Genomic DNA, 14,951 nt, shown 5'->3' with positions numbered 1-14,951 from the left:
TTTACATGGTGGGTCGTGTAGGATTCGAACCTACGACCAATTGGTTAAAAGCCAACTGCTCTACCAACTGAGCTAACGACCCTGAAAATGGTCGGGGTGAGGGGATTCGAACTCCTGACATCCTGCTCCCAAAGCAGGCGCGCTACCGGACTGCGCTACACCCCGAGATTGGCTCCGCGACCTGGACTCGAACCAGGGACCCAATGATTAACAGTCATTTGCTCTACCGACTGAGCTATCGCGGAACTGAACTTCGGTACATCTTTACTGCCTCGAAGTCTGTGTTAGCTTCGATCTCTTTGGCTATCCGCTTTCGCGTTGTCGCTGCTGAGGCCGGCTATTCTACATTCTTCGTTTTGCTTGTCAACCCCTTTTTTTCATTCAACTTACTGATTTGTAAGTTGTTTTGCTAACACCGATGTTGCTGGTGATTCGCTTAGTGCCTGACAGCGGGGCGTATATTAGGTGCACTCGATTTTTGATGCAAGCAATTTTTTCAAAATTTTCAGCAAGTTATCAAAAAAAGTTGGAAGGCCCCGGTTTTAAGGGGTCCAGGCCGGCCTATACACGGGCAAACCCGCCCCCACAGGGGCTGCGGCAGGCTGTAAAAAACCTTTAGCCATAAAAAAGCCCCGCATGTGCGGGGCTATTTTTTTCGCCAGCGGGATCAGGCAAACACGATTTCTTCGCCTTCCACCCGCGCAGTAATCGCTGTACCTGGCAAGAATTTGCCAGAAAGGATCAACTGCGCCAGTGGGTTTTCGATCCAGCGCTGGATCGCACGCTTCAGTGGCCGTGCGCCATACACCGGGTCGTAACCGACTGCGATCAGCTTGTCCAACGCCTCAGGGCTCAGGCTGAGCGACAGCTCACGCTCCAGCAGGCGGCTACGCAGGCGGCCCAACTGGATCTCGGTGATGCCGGCGATCTGCTCGCGGCCCAGGGGCTCGAACACGACCACTTCGTCGATCCGGTTGATGAACTCCGGACGGAAGTGCGCACCCACCGCATCCATCACCGCCGCACGCTGTGCTTCGCGATCACCCACCAGCTCCTGGATCTGCGCCGAGCCCAGGTTGGAGGTCATCACGATCACGGTGTTGCGGAAGTCCACCGTACGGCCGTGGCTGTCGGTCAGGCGGCCATCTTCAAGCACCTGCAGCAACACGTTGAACACGTCCGGGTGTGCCTTCTCCACCTCGTCCAGCAGCACCACCGAGTAAGGCTTGCGCCGTACCGCTTCGGTCAGGTAACCGCCCTCTTCGTACCCCACATAACCGGGTGGTGCACCGATCAGGCGAGCCACGGAGTGCTTCTCCATGAACTCGGACATATCGATGCGCACCATGGCCTCTTCGGTGTCGAACAGGAACTCGGCCAGCGCCTTGCACAGCTCGGTCTTGCCCACACCGGTCGGGCCAAGGAACAGGAACGAACCACTGGGCCGGTTCGGGTCGGACAACCCGGCGCGGGAACGGCGCACGGCGTTGGCCACGGCAGTCACGGCTTCGTGCTGGCCGATCACGCGCTGGTGCAGCAGGTCTTCCATCTTCAACAGTTTCTCGCGCTCGCCTTCGAGCATCTTGGCAACCGGGATGCCGGTCCACTTGGACACCACTTCGGCAATCTCTTCCTCGGTGACCTTGTTGCGCAGCAGCTGGTTTTCCGACTTGCCGTGCTGGTCGACCATCTGCAGGCTGCGCTCCAGGTCCGGGATCACCCCGTACTGCAGCTCGGCCATGCGGCTCAGGTCGCCTTTACGACGGGCGGCTTCGAGCTCTTGGCGAGCCTGCTCAATCTTCTGCTGGATCTGCGCCGAGCCTTGCACTTCGGCTTTCTCGGACGCCCAGATCTCTTCCAGGTCGGAATATTCACGCTCCAGCCGCTCGATTTCCTCGTGGAGCTTTTCCAAGCGCTTCTTCGCGGCTTCGTCTTCTTCCTTCTTCAGCGCCTGGGACTCGACCTTCAGCTGAATCAGGCGACGGTCCAGGCGGTCGAGCACTTCCGGCTTGGAGTCGATCTCCATGCGGATGCGGCTGGCCGCTTCGTCGATCAGGTCGATGGCCTTGTCAGGCAACTGACGGTCGGTGATGTAGCGGTGGCTGAGCTTGGCCGCAGCAATGATTGCGCCGTCGGTGATGGCCACCTTGTGGTGCACTTCATAGCGTTCTTTCAGGCCACGCAGGATGGCGATGGTGTCTTCTTCGCTTGGCTCTTCCACCAGCACTTTCTGGAAGCGCCGCTCCAGGGCCGCGTCCTTCTCGATGAACTGGCGGTACTCGTTGAGCGTGGTGGCGCCTACGCAGTGCAGCTCGCCACGGGCCAGGGCCGGCTTGAGCATGTTGCCCGCGTCCATGGCGCCCTCGCCTTTACCGGCGCCGACCATGGTGTGCAGTTCGTCGATGAACAGGATGATCTGGCCTTCCTGCTTGGACAGCTCGTTAAGCAGCGACTTCAGGCGCTCTTCGAACTCGCCGCGGTACTTGGCGCCGGCGATCAGTGCCCCCATGTCCAGCGCCAGCAGGCGCTTGCCCTTGAGGCCATCGGGCACTTCACCATTGATGATGCGCTGGGCCAGGCCTTCGGCGATGGCGGTTTTACCCACGCCAGGCTCACCGATCAGCACCGGGTTGTTCTTGGTACGGCGTTGCAGCACCTGCACGGTACGGCGGATTTCGTCGTCACGGCCGATCACCGGGTCAAGCTTGCCTTCTTCGGCACGCTTGGTCAGGTCGACGGTGTACTTGTCCAGGGCCTGGCGCGACTCTTCGGCGTTGGCGTCGTTGACTGCCGCGCCGCCACGCAGGTTGATGATGGCGTTTTCCAAGGCTTTTTTGGTTACGCCCTGGCTCAGCAGCAGCTTGCCAAGCTTGCTGTTCTCGTCCATGGCGGCGAGCAGCACCAGCTCGCTGGAGATGAACTGGTCGCCCTTCTGCTGGGCCAGGCGGTCGGCCTGGTTGAGCAGGCGCGCCAGGTCCTGCGACATGTTCACGTCGCCCGTCGGGTTCTGGATTTTCGGCAGTTGGTCGAGTTCTTTCACCAGCGCCTGGCGCAGGCTGTTGATGTCGAAGCCGACTTGCATCAGCAGCGGCTTGATCGACCCGCCCTGCTGTTCAATCAGCGCCTGCACCAGGTGCAGGGGCTCGATGGCAGGGTGGTCCATGCCAACCGCCAGGGACTGGGCATCGGATATTGCTAATTGAAGCTTGCTGGTTAAACGGTCTATTCGCATGGGGATACCTTCCTGTAAGGGCAGGTCGGAGCGATGGACAGCGCCTTAAATGAAGAAACCTGCCTGAGATGACCTTATAGATAAGGCTTATTCTGGAAGTTTCAAGCGTAGCGGGGTTGACCTATATCAACCTGATGGATTAGCCGCGTGGCCGGAGCAGTCAGCGGGGGGCTAACCAGACCAGTGAGGCAAACCGCCCACCTTGCGGGGTACGGCGATACGAGAAGAACCGCTGATCGCTGACCGTGCACAAGCCACCGCCATACACAGCCGTCACCCCGCGCGCCGCCAGGCGAATACGCGCCAGCGCATAGATGTCGGCCATCAGCTTGCCCGGCCGCGCACCCGCAACAAAGGCAGCCGCTGCCTCCGGGTGCACCGCGGTAAAGGCATCACGCACTTCCAGGCCCACTTCGAACGCCTGCGGGCCAATCGCCGGGCCCAGCCACACCAGCACGTCTTCAGCCGGCACGGCCAAACGGTCGAGGGTCGCTTCCAGCACCCCGCCCGCCAACCCGCGCCAGCCGGCATGGGCCGCTGCCACACGGGTGCCTGCACGGTCGCAGAACAGCGCAGGCAGGCAATCGGCAGTCATCACGGTGCAGGCGATGCCAGGCTGGTCAGTCCAGCTGGCGTCGGCCTCGGCCACCACGGCCGGGTCGGCATCCGCCACTGCCAGGCCATGCACTTGCTTGAGCCAGGCAGGCTGGATGGCGAACGCATCGCTCAGGCGGCGGCGGTTTTCGGCGACGGCGGCAGGGTCATCACCGACGTGATCACCCAGGTTGAAGGTGTCAAAGGGCGGCAGGCTGACGCCGCCCTGACGCGTGGTGACACAAGCGCGAACCGAGGCCGGGGCCGGCCAGTCGGGCAATAGCAGCGCCTGCGTCAGACCACTCATCCGATAAAGCTCTCGCGGTCTTCGTTCAGCAGCGTCAGCAACCAGAGGAAGTCATCCGGCAAGGGCGATTCCCACTTCATGACTTCACCGGTAATCGGGTGGGCCAATGCCAGGAAACGCGCATGCAGCGCCTGGCGCGGGAAGGTCTTGACCGCCTCGACCATGGTTGGGCTGGCAGCCGGCGGAATGCGGAAGCGCCCACCGTACGTCTGGTCGCCGACCAGCGGGAAGCCAACGTGGGCCATGTGCACACGGATCTGGTGGGTACGGCCGGTTTCCAGCTTGACCCGCACGTGGGTGTGCGAACGGAAGCGCTTGAGCACACGGTAGTGGCTGACCGCCGGCTTGCCGCCGTCGGTTACCGCCATGCGCTGGCGCATACCGCCATGGCGACCGATCGGGGCGTCGATCTTGCCGCCGGCGGTCACCACACCAATCACGATGCACTCATAGATGCGGCTGACCTTGCGGCTTTGCATCTGCTCGACCAGGCGGGTCTGCGCTTGCAGGGTCTTGGCCACCACCATCAGACCGGTGGTGTCCTTGTCCAGGCGGTGCACGATACCGGCGCGTGGTACGTTGATGATGTCTGGCACGTGGTGCAGCAAGGCATTGAGCAGGGTACCGCTGGCATGGCCGGCGGCCGGGTGCACAACCAGCCCGGCAGGCTTGTTGATCACCATGATGTGGTCGTCTTCGTAGACGATGTCCAGCTCGATGTCTTCTGCGATCCACTCGCCCTGGGCCTCTTGTTCGGCCTCCAGAACAAGCACAGAGCCACCATAGACGGTGTCTCGAGGGCGCACGACGGCGCCATCGACCGTCAGGCGGCCCTCTTTGATCCACGTAGTAAGCCGCGAACGCGAGTACTCGGCGAACAATTGGGCGGCGACCTGGTCGAGGCGTTGACCGCCCAGATCGGACGGTACCTCTGCGCTAAGTTGAATGATCTCGGACATGCTCGATTCGGCGGGCGCACAGCCTTTGGTTTCGGCTGCGAGCTTGTGGTTAAATACGGCTTCTTTTGTCCCGGGGTTGGCCGGGGCGCTCATCATAACAGGACGGCACCGCCCAAGACAGCGGCCGTCAAAGGGACGCAAGCCGCCATGCAAGTGAAACACCTGCTGCTGATCGCCATCCTCGGGCTTACCGCGGCCTGTTCCTCTAACAAGGAAGTCATTGACGAGAACCTCAGCGAAGCCGAGCTGTACCAGCAGGCCCAGGCTGACCTGGATAATTCCAGCTACACCAGCGCGGTGAACAAGCTCAAGGCCCTGGAGTCGCGTTACCCGTTCGGCCGTTATGCCGACCAGGCGCAGCTCGAGCTGATCTACGCCAACTACAAGAACACCGAGCCGGAGGCCGCCAAGTCCGCCGCCGAGCGTTTCATCCGCCTGCACCCGCAGCACCCGAACGTCGACTACGCCTACTACCTCAAGGGCCTGACCTCGTTCGACCAGGACCGCGGCCTGCTGGCGCGCTTCCTGCCGCTGGACATGACCAAGCGTGACCCGGGCGCCGCGCGCGACTCGTACAACGAGTTCGCCCAGCTGACCAGCCGCTTCCCCAACAGCCGCTACGCGCCAGACGCCAAGCAGCGCATGATCTACCTGCGCAACCTGCTGGCTTCGTACGAGATCCACGTGGCCGACTACTACCTGGGCCGCCAGGCTTATGTGGCCGCCGCCAACCGTGGCCGCTACGTGGTCGAGAACTTCCAGGAAACGCCGTCGGTCGGCGACGGCCTCGCGATCATGGTCGAGGCCTACCAGAAGATGCACCTGGACGAACTGGCCGCTACCAGCCTGGAAACCCTCAAGCTCAACTACCCCGACCACCCGAGCCTGGCTGACGGTGAGTTCCAGCCCAAGCAGACCGAGTCTGACGGCCGTGGCTGGTTGTCCAAGGCAACCCTGGGCCTGATCGAGACCGACACCCCGCTGCCGCCGGGCGAAACCCGCGCCAACCAGGACGTGGTCAAGCAGTTCCAGGATGCTCGCGCCGAGATGCCGCAAGAGCTGCTGCCGAAGGACGAAAACGGCGACGTGATCCTGCCGGAAGGCCCGAAAGAAGCCGAACAGGACCGTTCGTGGTTTAGCTACATGACCTTTGGTCTGTTTGACTGAGTGTGTCGAAACGTAGAAAGGGAGGCCTGAGGCCTCCCTTTTTTATTGGCTGCGTCCTAGACTGTGGCCTTCTTCATTCGACAAGCTGGACACCATGGTTCGCCTACTTTTCTGGATCGCCCTGATCGCCGCCGCGTTCTGGCTGTGGCGCAAGTTCAAGATCAGCCAGCAATCGCAACCGGAGCACAAACTCGACGACCCGCTGAAGATGGTGCGCTGCGCCCATTGCGGCGTGCACCTGCCCAATGACCGGGCGCTGCAGCAGGGCAAAGAGTGGTATTGCAGCCAGGCACACCTGCAACAGGGCCCTGGCCGGCAAGACTGACCCCAAAACCTTGTGGGGGCGGGTTCACCTGCCTCTACAGGGTATGCACTACCCGCACATATCCCTCCCCGACCCTTTCGCACCGTTTACGACCCCTCCCCCTCCGCCAGCATTGACCCACCCGGGCAAAATTCGCTAAATCCTATTTATCCGCATAAATATGAAAAATAGCGAAATGCTCAAACCCAAACGCAAGCGCCAGAAGCTGTCCGATGTCATCGTCGAATCGGTCAAGCGCTCGATCGTCACCGAAGCCCTGCACCCCGGCGACCGGTTGCCCACCGAGCGCGAGCTGATGGAGCATTTCGAGTGTTCCAAAGGCACTGCCCGCGAAGCGCTCAAGGCCCTGGAAGTCGAGGGCCTGGTCAGCACCCGCACCGGCCCCAGCGGCGGCGCCTACCTCAACGAGGTCGGCACCGAGCCGGCCAGCCGCGCCCTGCGCAACCACCTGCACTTCCAGCACCTGGATGGCGAGCAGGTGTACCAGTTGCGCAAGGTCATCGAGGTGGAGCTGGCCGTGTCGGTCATGGGCCAGCTGAGCGAAGCCGACTACGCCGCGCTGCAAGCCAACATCGATTTTTGCAGCACCCCGGAAGACAGCGAAGAGGGCCAGCGCGAGCAACGCCTGGCCGAACTGGAATTCCACACCTTGCTGGCGCATCGCTGCCCCAACCCGCTGCTGCGCTTCATGGCGGTATTCCTCAACGACCTGCTGCGCGACCTGGTGGTGCTGAAAAAGGCCTACCTGCCCAAGCGCCAGCAGTTTGCTGCGGCCAACATCGGCTACCACAAGCAACTGTTGCTGGCCCTGCGCGCCAGCGACGAACCCGCTGTACGCCGGTTGATGCACGAACACATGTGCGACGCCGAGCACCACATGACCGCGCTGGAAGGCGAGGTTGCCCGCAACTTCCTGCTGGAGTTCGACCACCGCCACTGACCCGCCTGGACAGAGGCCTGCGCACAGGCCCGGCCGCACCCGCTTTGTCATTGCCACTCCTGCCTAATAACCACAACCAAGGAGTTACTCATGCAAAGACGTACCCTGCTCAAGGCAGGCCTTGCCCTGGGTGCCCTAGGTAGCCTCCCGTTGGGAGCGCACCGGGCATTCGCCGACGAACCGCTGACCTTCTACGGGCTCAAGTCCATGTCTGGCCCCTTCGCCAGTTACGGCAAGTACGCCGACATGGGGTCGCGCCTGGCCATCGCCGAGTACCCGCAGCTACTCGGGCGCCCGCTCAAGTACAAAGTCATCGACACCGAAGGCAACGCCGGCAAGGCGGTGCGCAAGGTACAGGAAGCCATCGGCCAGGATGGCGCGCGCTTTTTCCAGGGCTGCACGCTGTCGTCCTCGGCGTTGGCAGTATCGAAGGAAATCCACAAGGCCGGCGGCGTGTTCATGACGCCGGTCGGCGCCGACGAAATCACCGGCAAGGACTGCAACGCGTCGACCTTCCGCTGGTCAGTACCCACCTATGGCGCCATCCGCGAAACGCTGGTGCCGATGATCCGTCAACTGCCGCAGGCCAAGCGCTGGTACACCATCACCCCGCAATACGTGTTCGGTGATGCGTTGCTGGAAAACGCCCGCAAGGTGTTCGCCGAGTTGGGCGTGGAGCACATCGGCAACAGCTACCACTCGCTGCAAGAGCAGGAGTTTTCCGGTTACCTGACCAACGCCATCGCCGCCAAACCCGACGTGCTGGTGCTGCTGAACTTTGGCAGCCAGTCGTCCAACGCGCTGCGCCAGGCGGTGAACTTTGGCATCAAGGACCGCATGAAGGTGCTGCTGGTGTGGTCGGCCGGGCTCGACCAGTTCCAGGAGCTGGGCAGCGACGTGCTCGAAGGTGTGTACCTGGGCGCGCAGTACTGGCACCAGGTCGACACGCCACTCAACAAACAGCTGGTCGCCGCCACCCGCAAGGCCTACGGCATCAACCCCAACTACCCGTTGGCGGCCGACTACATCGGCACCAAGGTGATGCTCGATGCCATTACCAAAGCCGGCAGCCTGGACGGCGCCAGCGTCAGTGCCGCCTTGCAGGGCATGCGCTTCCAGGGCCCGACCGGCGAAGAGCTGATCCGCCCGGGCGACCACCAGGTGCTCAAGGACTACTACCTGTTGCGCGGCAAGCCCCAGGCGCAGATGCGCGACGAGGACGACCTGGCCGAAATCATCAGCGCCGGCCGCTCGTTCATCGAAGTCGACCACACCGGTTGCGCCCTGGCCTGAAGCCGCGGCGTTAGTCAAAACCACTCGTACAGGCAGCCGCACCACGCGCTGTCGAGGGCACACTCATGCTCGATTTGTACCTGTTCCAACTGCTCAACGGCCTGGGCCTGGGGATGATCTACTTCCTCATCGCCGTGGGCCTGACGATCATTTTCGGCCTGCTCAACTTCGTCAACTTCGCCCACGGCGCGTTCTTCTTGCTGGGCGCCTACTTGTGCTACACCGCCGTGGCGATTACCGGCAACTTCTGGCTGGCGCTGCTGATTGCCCCACTGGCGGTGGCGGCGCTGGCCTGGGCGGTCGAGCGCCTGCTGATCAAACGCATCTACCACTTGCCGCACACCTTCCAGATCCTCGTCACCCTGGGCATCGCGCTGATCATCCAGGAGGCCTCGGTGCTGATCTGGGGCCCGGTGGGCAAGAACATCGCCGTGCCACCGGAGCTGCGCGGGGTGCTGATCCTCGGTGATTTCATCTACCCGTACTACCGCCTGTTCCTCATCGGCTTCGCCGCGCTGATCGGCCTGGGCCTGTGGCTGCTGCTGGAGCGCACCCGCTTCGGCGCGCTGGTCCGCGCGGGTAGCGAAAGTACCGAAACCGTTTCGCTGCTGGGCACCAATATCTTCCGCCTGTTCTCCCTGACCTTCGCCCTGGGCGTGGGCCTGGCCGGCGTGGCGGGCGTGCTGTTTGCACCGCTGCGTGGCGCGCAGCCCTTCGTCGGCCCGGAAATCCTCGGCATCGCCTTCGTGGTGGTGGTGATCGGCGGCATGGGCTCGTTCGGCGGTGCGCTGGTCGGCGGGCTGCTGGTGGGGGTGGTGCAAAGCATGATGAGCAGCCTCTGGCCGCAAGGCGCCAGCCTGATGATCTACGGCGCCATGGCGGCGGTGATCCTGGTTCGTCCCTATGGCCTGTTCGGGAGAGCATGACGATGAGCAATAAAACTGCATTGCCCATGGGCCTTGGCCGCACGCCTGCCCTGCTGTTGCTGGTGCTCGCCAGCCTGGTGGCGTTGCCGCTGATCTTGCCGTCGGCCACCTTGGCCACCGAGATCCTGATCTTTGCCTTGGCGGCGCTGGCCTGCAACCTGCTGCTCGGCTACACCGGCCTGTTGTCGTTCGGCCAGGGCATCTTCTTCGGCGTGGGCGCCTATGGTGCGGCGCTGCTGATGATCCACCTGAAGTGGGGCATGCTCGGTGCCTTGTTCGGCGCAGCGGTGTTCGGTGCCTTCCTCGCGCTGCTGGTGGGCGCCCTGGCCATCCGCCGCACAGGCATCTACTTCGTCATGCTGACCCTGGCGTTCAGCCAGATGGCTTACTTCCTGGCCTACACCCTCAGCGGCTGGACCGGCGGTGACAACGGCCTGCTCGACGTGCCGCGGCCCAACATCGAAATCGCCGGCCATGTACTGGTCGACCTGGCCGACCCTCAGCACTTCTATGTGTTCGTTGCGGTGCTGTTCCTGCTGATATTCGCCGGTGCCCTGCGGGTGATCCGTTCGCCGTTCGGCAGCACCCTGCTGGCGATCCGCGAGAACGAAACCCGCGCCGCCGCCATCGGCTACGACACGCGCCACTTCAAGATCCTGGTGTTCATGCTGTCTGGCGCCATCACCGGCATCGCCGGGGCGCTGTACGCGATGCTGCTGCACTTCGCACCGCTGTCGAACATCGACCTGATGATGAGCGAAAACATCCTGATCATGACCATCGTCGGCGGCACCGGCTCGCTGTTCGGCTCGCTGCTGGGGGCTGGCGCCATCGTGGTGCTGGGCGATGTGCTGTCGGAGCTGTGGCCACGCTGGCTGATGCTGCTGGGGGCGATCCTGATCCTGGTGGTGGTGTTCATGCGCGGTGGTTTGTGGGGCGGGCTGGCGGCACTCGGCAAGCGCTTGCTGGCGTCGCGTACGGCCGATGACAAGGCCCCAGCCAAGACCAAGGAGACCTTGTGATGAGCGATTACCTGCTGGAAACCCGTAACCTGGAGCTGGCCTACGGGCCGTTCAAGGCGGTCGCAGGCGTCGACCTGAAAGTTCGCACCGGCACCATCCACACCGTCATCGGCCCCAACGGCGCCGGCAAGACCAGCCTGTTCCACTGCCTGACCGGCGAGCGCCAGGCCACCGCCGGCAAGATCCTCTTCAACGACCGCGACATCATCCGCAAGCCGTCCCACGGCCGGGTGGCACTGGGCATGGCACGCTCGTTCCAGCTCACCAGCCTGTTCCAGAACCTGTCGGTGCGCGAAAACCTGCGCCTGGCCGCCCAGGGCCGCGACGGCCTGGGCGCGCTGAACTTCTGGCGCAGCGTGGAGCACAAGCGCAGCCACTGGAACACCGCCGACCAGGTGCTCGAACGCCTGAAGCTCACGGCCCGCGCCGAGACCCTGGCCGGCGAGCTGTCGCACGGCCAGCAGCGGGTACTGGAAGTGGGCATGTCGATCTGTGCCAAACCGACCCTGCTGATGCTCGATGAGCCCACCTCGGGCATGGGCATCGACGATATCCCGGTGATGACCGACCTGATCAGCGACCTGGGCCGCGACCATACCGTGCTACTGATCGAGCACAACATGAGCATCGTCATGTCGATCAGCCAGCGCATCACCGTCATGAGCCACGGCCAGATCCTGGTCGAGGGCACCCCTGAACAGGTGCGCAACGACGAGCGCGTGCGCACCGCCTACCTTGGAGAGGCCGCCTGATGCTCAACGTCGAATCGATCCATTCGTACTACGACAAAAGCCACGTGCTCGAAGGGGTTTCGCTGCAGGTCGGGGACGGCGAGCTGGTGACCTTGCTGGGCCGTAACGGCGCCGGCAAGACCACCACCTTGCGCAGCATCCTCGGCATCGTGCGCCCTCGTCAGGGGCAGATCAGTTTCGACGGCCAGCAACTGGTCGGCCGCGAAATCTTCGACATTGCCCGCCAGGGCATCGCCCTGGTACCCGAGCATCGCGGCATCTTCCGCCAGCTCAGCGTCGAAGAGAACCTGAAGATCGCCGTGCGCAAGGGCAGCCGTTGGCAGCTCGAAGACGTCTACAGCATGTTCCCGCGCCTTAAAGAGCGGCGGCGCAACGGCGGCTTCGCCCTCTCTGGCGGTGAGCAGCAGATGCTGGCCATCGCCCGCGCCCTGCTCAACGGCCCCAAGCTGCTGATTCTCGATGAACCCACCGAAGGCCTGGCCCCGGTGATTGTCGACGAGTTGGTGAAGATCCTGCGGCGGATCAAGGGTGAAGGCCTGTCGATCTTGCTGGTGGAGCAGAACCTGATGGTCTGCGACGCCCTCGCCGACCGCCACTACGTACTCGAACAAGGCCGTGTGGCCTACCAGGGCAGCGCCGCGCAGTTCCGCGACGACCCAAGCATCAAGAACCGCTACCTGGCCCTGAGCGCCTGAAAGGAGAATGCCCATGAATACCCGCATCGACCCCTCGCAGCACCTGCTCGGCCAAGGCGCACAGGTCAGCCGTGAGCGCCTCTGGCAATCATTGATGGACCTGGCCCAACTCGGCGCCACCGCCAAGGGTGGCGTGTGCCGCCTGGCGCTGACCGACCTCGACCGCCAGGCCCGCGACCTGTTCGTGCGCTGGTGCACCGAGGCCGGCTGCACCGTCAGCATCGACGCCATCGGCAACATCTTTGCCCGCCGCCCAGGGCGAAACCCGGCCTTGCCGCCGGTCATGACCGGCAGCCATATCGACACTCAGCCTACCGGCGGCAAGTTCGACGGTTGCTACGGGGTAATGGCCGGGCTGGAGGTGATCCGCACCCTCAACGACCTGCAACTGACCACCGAAGCGCCCCTGGAAGTGGTGGTGTGGACCAACGAGGAAGGTTCGCGCTTCCCGCCGTGCATGATGGGCTCGGGGGTGTTCGCCGGTAAGTTCGGCCTGCAGGACACCCTGGACAAGGTCGATGACCAGGGCCTGTCGGTAGGTGCCGAGCTGGCCCGTATCGGCTATGCCGGCCCGCGCGTGCCCACCGGGCATGCCGTGGGCGCCTATTTCGAAGCGCACATCGAACAGGGCCCGGTGCTGGAAGACCAGCGCACCACCATCGGCGTGGTCCAGGGCTGCCTGGGGCAGAAATGGTTCGACCTGGTGCTGACGGGCGTCGAAGCCCACGCCGGCCCCACCCCGATGCACCTGCGCAAGGACGCGCTGGTTGGCGCCGCTGAAGTGGTCGCGGCGGTCAACCGTGTGGCCCACGCCCATCAGCCGCATGCCTGCGGCACGGTGGGCTGCCTGACCCTGCACCCGGGGTCGCGCAATGTGATCCCGGGCCAGGTGCACATGACCCTCGACCTGCGCCACCTCGACCCCACCCACCTGGCCGCCATGGTCGCCGAGGTACGGGAGGTGATCGAAGCCAGCTCGGCACGGCACGGGCTGCGTTTCGAACTGACGCCGACGGCCGACTTCCCGCCCCTGTACTTCGCCGAGCAGTGCGTCGATGCCGTGCGCCAGGGTGCACGCGAGCTGGGCCTGAGCCATATGGACATCGTCAGCGGCGCCGGCCACGACGCCATCTTCCTGGCCGAGTTGGGCCCGGCCGGGATGATTTTCGTGCCGTGCGAAGGCGGCATCAGCCACAACGAAATCGAAAACGCCGCGCCCCAGGACCTGGCCGACGGCTGCGACGTATTGCTGCGCGCCATGTTCCAGGCCGCCAATCAGGGGGCGCATTGAGATGACCAGCAAGACTGCCATCGGCGAATTCACCGCCGTCGAACTGCTTGAACTGTACCAGCGCCGGCAGCTGTCGCCGGTCGAGGTGATCGACGATGTACTGGCGCGCATCGACCAGCACAACCCAGCGGTCAACGCCTACTGCCACGTGGACGGTGAAGGCGCCCGCGCCGCCGCCCGCGCCAGCGAACAACGCTGGCAACGCGGCGAGCCCTGTGGCCGCCTGGACGGTGTGCCCGCGTCGATCAAGGACCTGACCCTGACCCGTGGCATGCCCACGCGCAAGGGTTCCCGCACCACCAGCGGCGCAGGCCCTTGGGACGTCGATGCGCCCTTCACTGCATTCATGCGCGATGCCGGCGCGGTGCTGGTCGGCAAGACCACGACACCGGAGTTTGGCTGGAAGGGGGTAACCGACAACCCGCTTTACGGCATCACCCGCAACCCCTGGGATACCCGCCTGACGGCAGGTGGCTCCTCCGGTGGCGCGGCGGCGGCGGCCGCGCTGAACCTGGGCGTGCTGCACCAGGGCAGTGATGCCGGTGGCTCGATCCGTATTCCTTGTGCCTTTACCGGCACCTTCGGCATCAAGCCCACTTTCGGCTACGTGCCGCAATGGCCGGCCAGCGCCATGACCGTGCTGTCGCACCTCGGGCCAATGGCCCGGACTGTCGACGACGCAGTGCTGATGCTCGACTGCGTAGCCCGCCCGGATGCCCGCGACGGGCTGGCCGGGGCACCGCGGCAGGCACCATGGCTGGGCGAGGGCCAGGACCTCAGCGGTTTGCGCATCGCCTACAGCGCCGACTTCGGCTACGTGCAGGTCGACCCGCAAGTTCAGGCGCTGGTCGCGCAAGCGGTGCAACGCCTGGCCCGGCTGGGGGCGCAAGTGGAGGAAGTCGACCCGGGCTTTGCTGACCCGTTGGAGACCTTCAACACCCTGTGGTTCGCCGGCGCGGCGCGGCTGGCCAGTGCCTTTGGCGATGAACAGCGGGCACTGCTCGACCCAGGGCTGCGCGGGATAGCCGAGCAAGGGGCGCAGGTTGGCCTGAGCGAGTACACCCAAGCGCTGGAAGCACGGGCTGAGCTGATTGCGCGGATGAATGCCTTTCACCAGCGCTACGATGTGCTGGTGTCACCGATGCTGCCACGGGTAGCGTTCGAGGCGGGGCATGACGTGCCGCCCGGTTCGGGGATGGCGCAGTGGATGGAATGGACGCCGTTCAGCTACCCGTTCAACTTGACCCAGCAACCGGCGGCTTCGGTGCCGTGCGGATTTACCCGCGAAGGGTTGCCAGTGGGGTTGCAGGTGGTCGCCGGGCGGTTTGCCGATGAGCAGGTGCTGCGGGTGTGCAAGGTGTATGAGCAGCACTATCCGAGCCGGCATTTGCAGGCGCCGATAGTGGCGTGAAAGCTGAATGATCCCGCCCCTGCAGGAGCGGCCTTGC

General features: G+C 63.9%; 13 protein-coding genes and 3 tRNA genes. 10 read left to right on the top strand and 6 right to left on the bottom strand.

Features of this window, described 5'->3' with window-relative positions:
* Positions 1 to 6: 6 nt before the first annotated feature.
* The 6 genes from HU770_RS24330 to rluD all read right to left on the bottom strand — a co-directional run bounded on the left by HU770_RS24330 (position 7) and on the right by rluD (position 5,092).
* Positions 7 to 82: transfer RNA gene (locus HU770_RS24330), tRNA-Lys, on the bottom strand.
* A 6-nt stretch (positions 83 to 88) separates the two neighbouring features.
* Positions 89 to 165, bottom strand: a tRNA-Pro gene (locus HU770_RS24325).
* Positions 166 to 169: 4 nt separating this feature from the next.
* Positions 170 to 245 (bottom strand) — tRNA-Asn (locus tag HU770_RS24320).
* Positions 246 to 667: 422 nt separating this feature from the next.
* On the bottom strand, positions 668 to 3,232 hold the full coding sequence (clpB, locus tag HU770_RS24315; protein WP_186665980.1) for an ATP-dependent chaperone ClpB: 2,565 nt from the start codon (positions 3,230 to 3,232) through the stop codon (positions 668 to 670).
* 160 nt (positions 3,233 to 3,392) lie between these two features.
* Positions 3,393 to 4,133, bottom strand: coding sequence for a peptidoglycan editing factor PgeF (gene pgeF / locus HU770_RS24310; RefSeq protein WP_186660604.1), 741 nt, complete (start codon positions 4,131 to 4,133; stop codon positions 3,393 to 3,395).
* On the bottom strand, positions 4,130 to 5,092 hold the full coding sequence (gene rluD, locus HU770_RS24305; protein ID WP_033701534.1) for a 23S rRNA pseudouridine(1911/1915/1917) synthase RluD: 963 nt from the start codon (positions 5,090 to 5,092) through the stop codon (positions 4,130 to 4,132). The genes pgeF and rluD overlap by 4 nt, the downstream gene beginning before the upstream one ends.
* Positions 5,093 to 5,239: 147 nt before the next feature.
* Between rluD and HU770_RS24300 the strand changes: the two genes are divergently transcribed.
* The 10 genes from HU770_RS24300 (at position 5,240) to HU770_RS24255 (ending at position 14,914) form a co-directional block, all read left to right on the top strand.
* Complete coding sequence (locus HU770_RS24300; protein ID WP_033701439.1) at positions 5,240 to 6,259, top strand: outer membrane protein assembly factor BamD; 1,020 nt, start codon at positions 5,240 to 5,242, stop codon at positions 6,257 to 6,259.
* 94 nt (positions 6,260 to 6,353) lie between these two features.
* Positions 6,354 to 6,584 (top strand): PP0621 family protein, encoded by a 231-nt coding sequence (locus tag HU770_RS24295; protein WP_186660607.1) that lies wholly within the window; start codon positions 6,354 to 6,356, stop codon positions 6,582 to 6,584.
* A gap of 175 nt (positions 6,585 to 6,759) precedes the next feature.
* Positions 6,760 to 7,524 (top strand): FCD domain-containing protein, encoded by a 765-nt coding sequence (locus HU770_RS24290; RefSeq protein WP_186665978.1) that lies wholly within the window; start codon positions 6,760 to 6,762, stop codon positions 7,522 to 7,524.
* Between the two features lie 90 nt (positions 7,525 to 7,614).
* Positions 7,615 to 8,817: an ABC transporter substrate-binding protein gene (locus HU770_RS24285; protein ID WP_186660611.1), complete on the top strand. Its 1,203-nt coding sequence runs from the start codon at positions 7,615 to 7,617 to the stop codon at positions 8,815 to 8,817.
* Between the two features lie 65 nt (positions 8,818 to 8,882).
* A complete protein-coding gene (locus HU770_RS24280; protein WP_033701444.1) occupies positions 8,883 to 9,743 on the top strand; it encodes a branched-chain amino acid ABC transporter permease in 861 nt (286 codons plus the stop codon).
* Positions 9,744 to 9,745: 2 nt separating this feature from the next.
* On the top strand, positions 9,746 to 10,765 hold the full coding sequence (locus HU770_RS24275) for a branched-chain amino acid ABC transporter permease (RefSeq protein WP_186660613.1): 1,020 nt from the start codon (positions 9,746 to 9,748) through the stop codon (positions 10,763 to 10,765).
* Entirely contained in the window at positions 10,765 to 11,517 is a 753-nt protein-coding gene (locus HU770_RS24270) for an ABC transporter ATP-binding protein (RefSeq protein WP_186665976.1), read from the top strand. Before HU770_RS24275 ends, HU770_RS24270 begins: the two co-directional genes overlap by 1 nt.
* Positions 11,517 to 12,212 carry an ABC transporter ATP-binding protein gene (locus HU770_RS24265; protein WP_186660615.1) on the top strand — a complete coding sequence of 232 codons (696 nt, stop codon included), beginning with the start codon at positions 11,517 to 11,519 and terminating at the stop codon, positions 12,210 to 12,212. Before HU770_RS24270 ends, HU770_RS24265 begins: the two co-directional genes overlap by 1 nt.
* 25 nt (positions 12,213 to 12,237) lie before the next feature.
* A complete protein-coding gene (locus HU770_RS24260) occupies positions 12,238 to 13,503 on the top strand; it encodes a Zn-dependent hydrolase (protein WP_162525087.1) in 1,266 nt (421 codons plus the stop codon).
* A 1-nt stretch (position 13,504) separates the two neighbouring features.
* Positions 13,505 to 14,914 (top strand): amidase, encoded by a 1,410-nt coding sequence (locus tag HU770_RS24255; RefSeq protein ID WP_186665974.1) that lies wholly within the window; start codon positions 13,505 to 13,507, stop codon positions 14,912 to 14,914.
* The last annotated feature ends 37 nt before the right edge of the window (positions 14,915 to 14,951 follow it).

The organism is Pseudomonas sp. SWRI68 (assembly GCF_014269165.1).
GTDB lineage: Bacteria > Pseudomonadota > Gammaproteobacteria > Pseudomonadales > Pseudomonadaceae > Aquipseudomonas > Aquipseudomonas capeferrum.
This window is presented reverse-complemented; position numbering and strand designations above follow the sequence as displayed.

Coding starts and splice junctions, on each gene's coding strand:
- HU770_RS24280 (WP_033701444.1), top strand. CDS start 8,883: ATGCTCGATTTGTACCTGTTCCAACTGCTCAACGGCCTGGGCCTGGGG.
- HU770_RS24255 (WP_186665974.1), top strand. CDS start 13,505: ATGACCAGCAAGACTGCCATCGGCGAATTCACCGCCGTCGAACTGCTT.
- HU770_RS24300 (WP_033701439.1), top strand. CDS start 5,240: ATGCAAGTGAAACACCTGCTGCTGATCGCCATCCTCGGGCTTACCGCG.
- clpB (WP_186665980.1), bottom strand. CDS start 3,232: ATGCGAATAGACCGTTTAACCAGCAAGCTTCAATTAGCAATATCCGAT.
- HU770_RS24290 (WP_186665978.1), top strand. CDS start 6,760: ATGCTCAAACCCAAACGCAAGCGCCAGAAGCTGTCCGATGTCATCGTC.
- pgeF (WP_186660604.1), bottom strand. CDS start 4,133: ATGAGTGGTCTGACGCAGGCGCTGCTATTGCCCGACTGGCCGGCCCCG.
- HU770_RS24265 (WP_186660615.1), top strand. CDS start 11,517: ATGCTCAACGTCGAATCGATCCATTCGTACTACGACAAAAGCCACGTG.
- rluD (WP_033701534.1), bottom strand. CDS start 5,092: ATGTCCGAGATCATTCAACTTAGCGCAGAGGTACCGTCCGATCTGGGC.
- HU770_RS24270 (WP_186665976.1), top strand. CDS start 10,765: ATGAGCGATTACCTGCTGGAAACCCGTAACCTGGAGCTGGCCTACGGG.
- HU770_RS24275 (WP_186660613.1), top strand. CDS start 9,746: ATGAGCAATAAAACTGCATTGCCCATGGGCCTTGGCCGCACGCCTGCC.
- HU770_RS24285 (WP_186660611.1), top strand. CDS start 7,615: ATGCAAAGACGTACCCTGCTCAAGGCAGGCCTTGCCCTGGGTGCCCTA.
- HU770_RS24295 (WP_186660607.1), top strand. CDS start 6,354: ATGGTTCGCCTACTTTTCTGGATCGCCCTGATCGCCGCCGCGTTCTGG.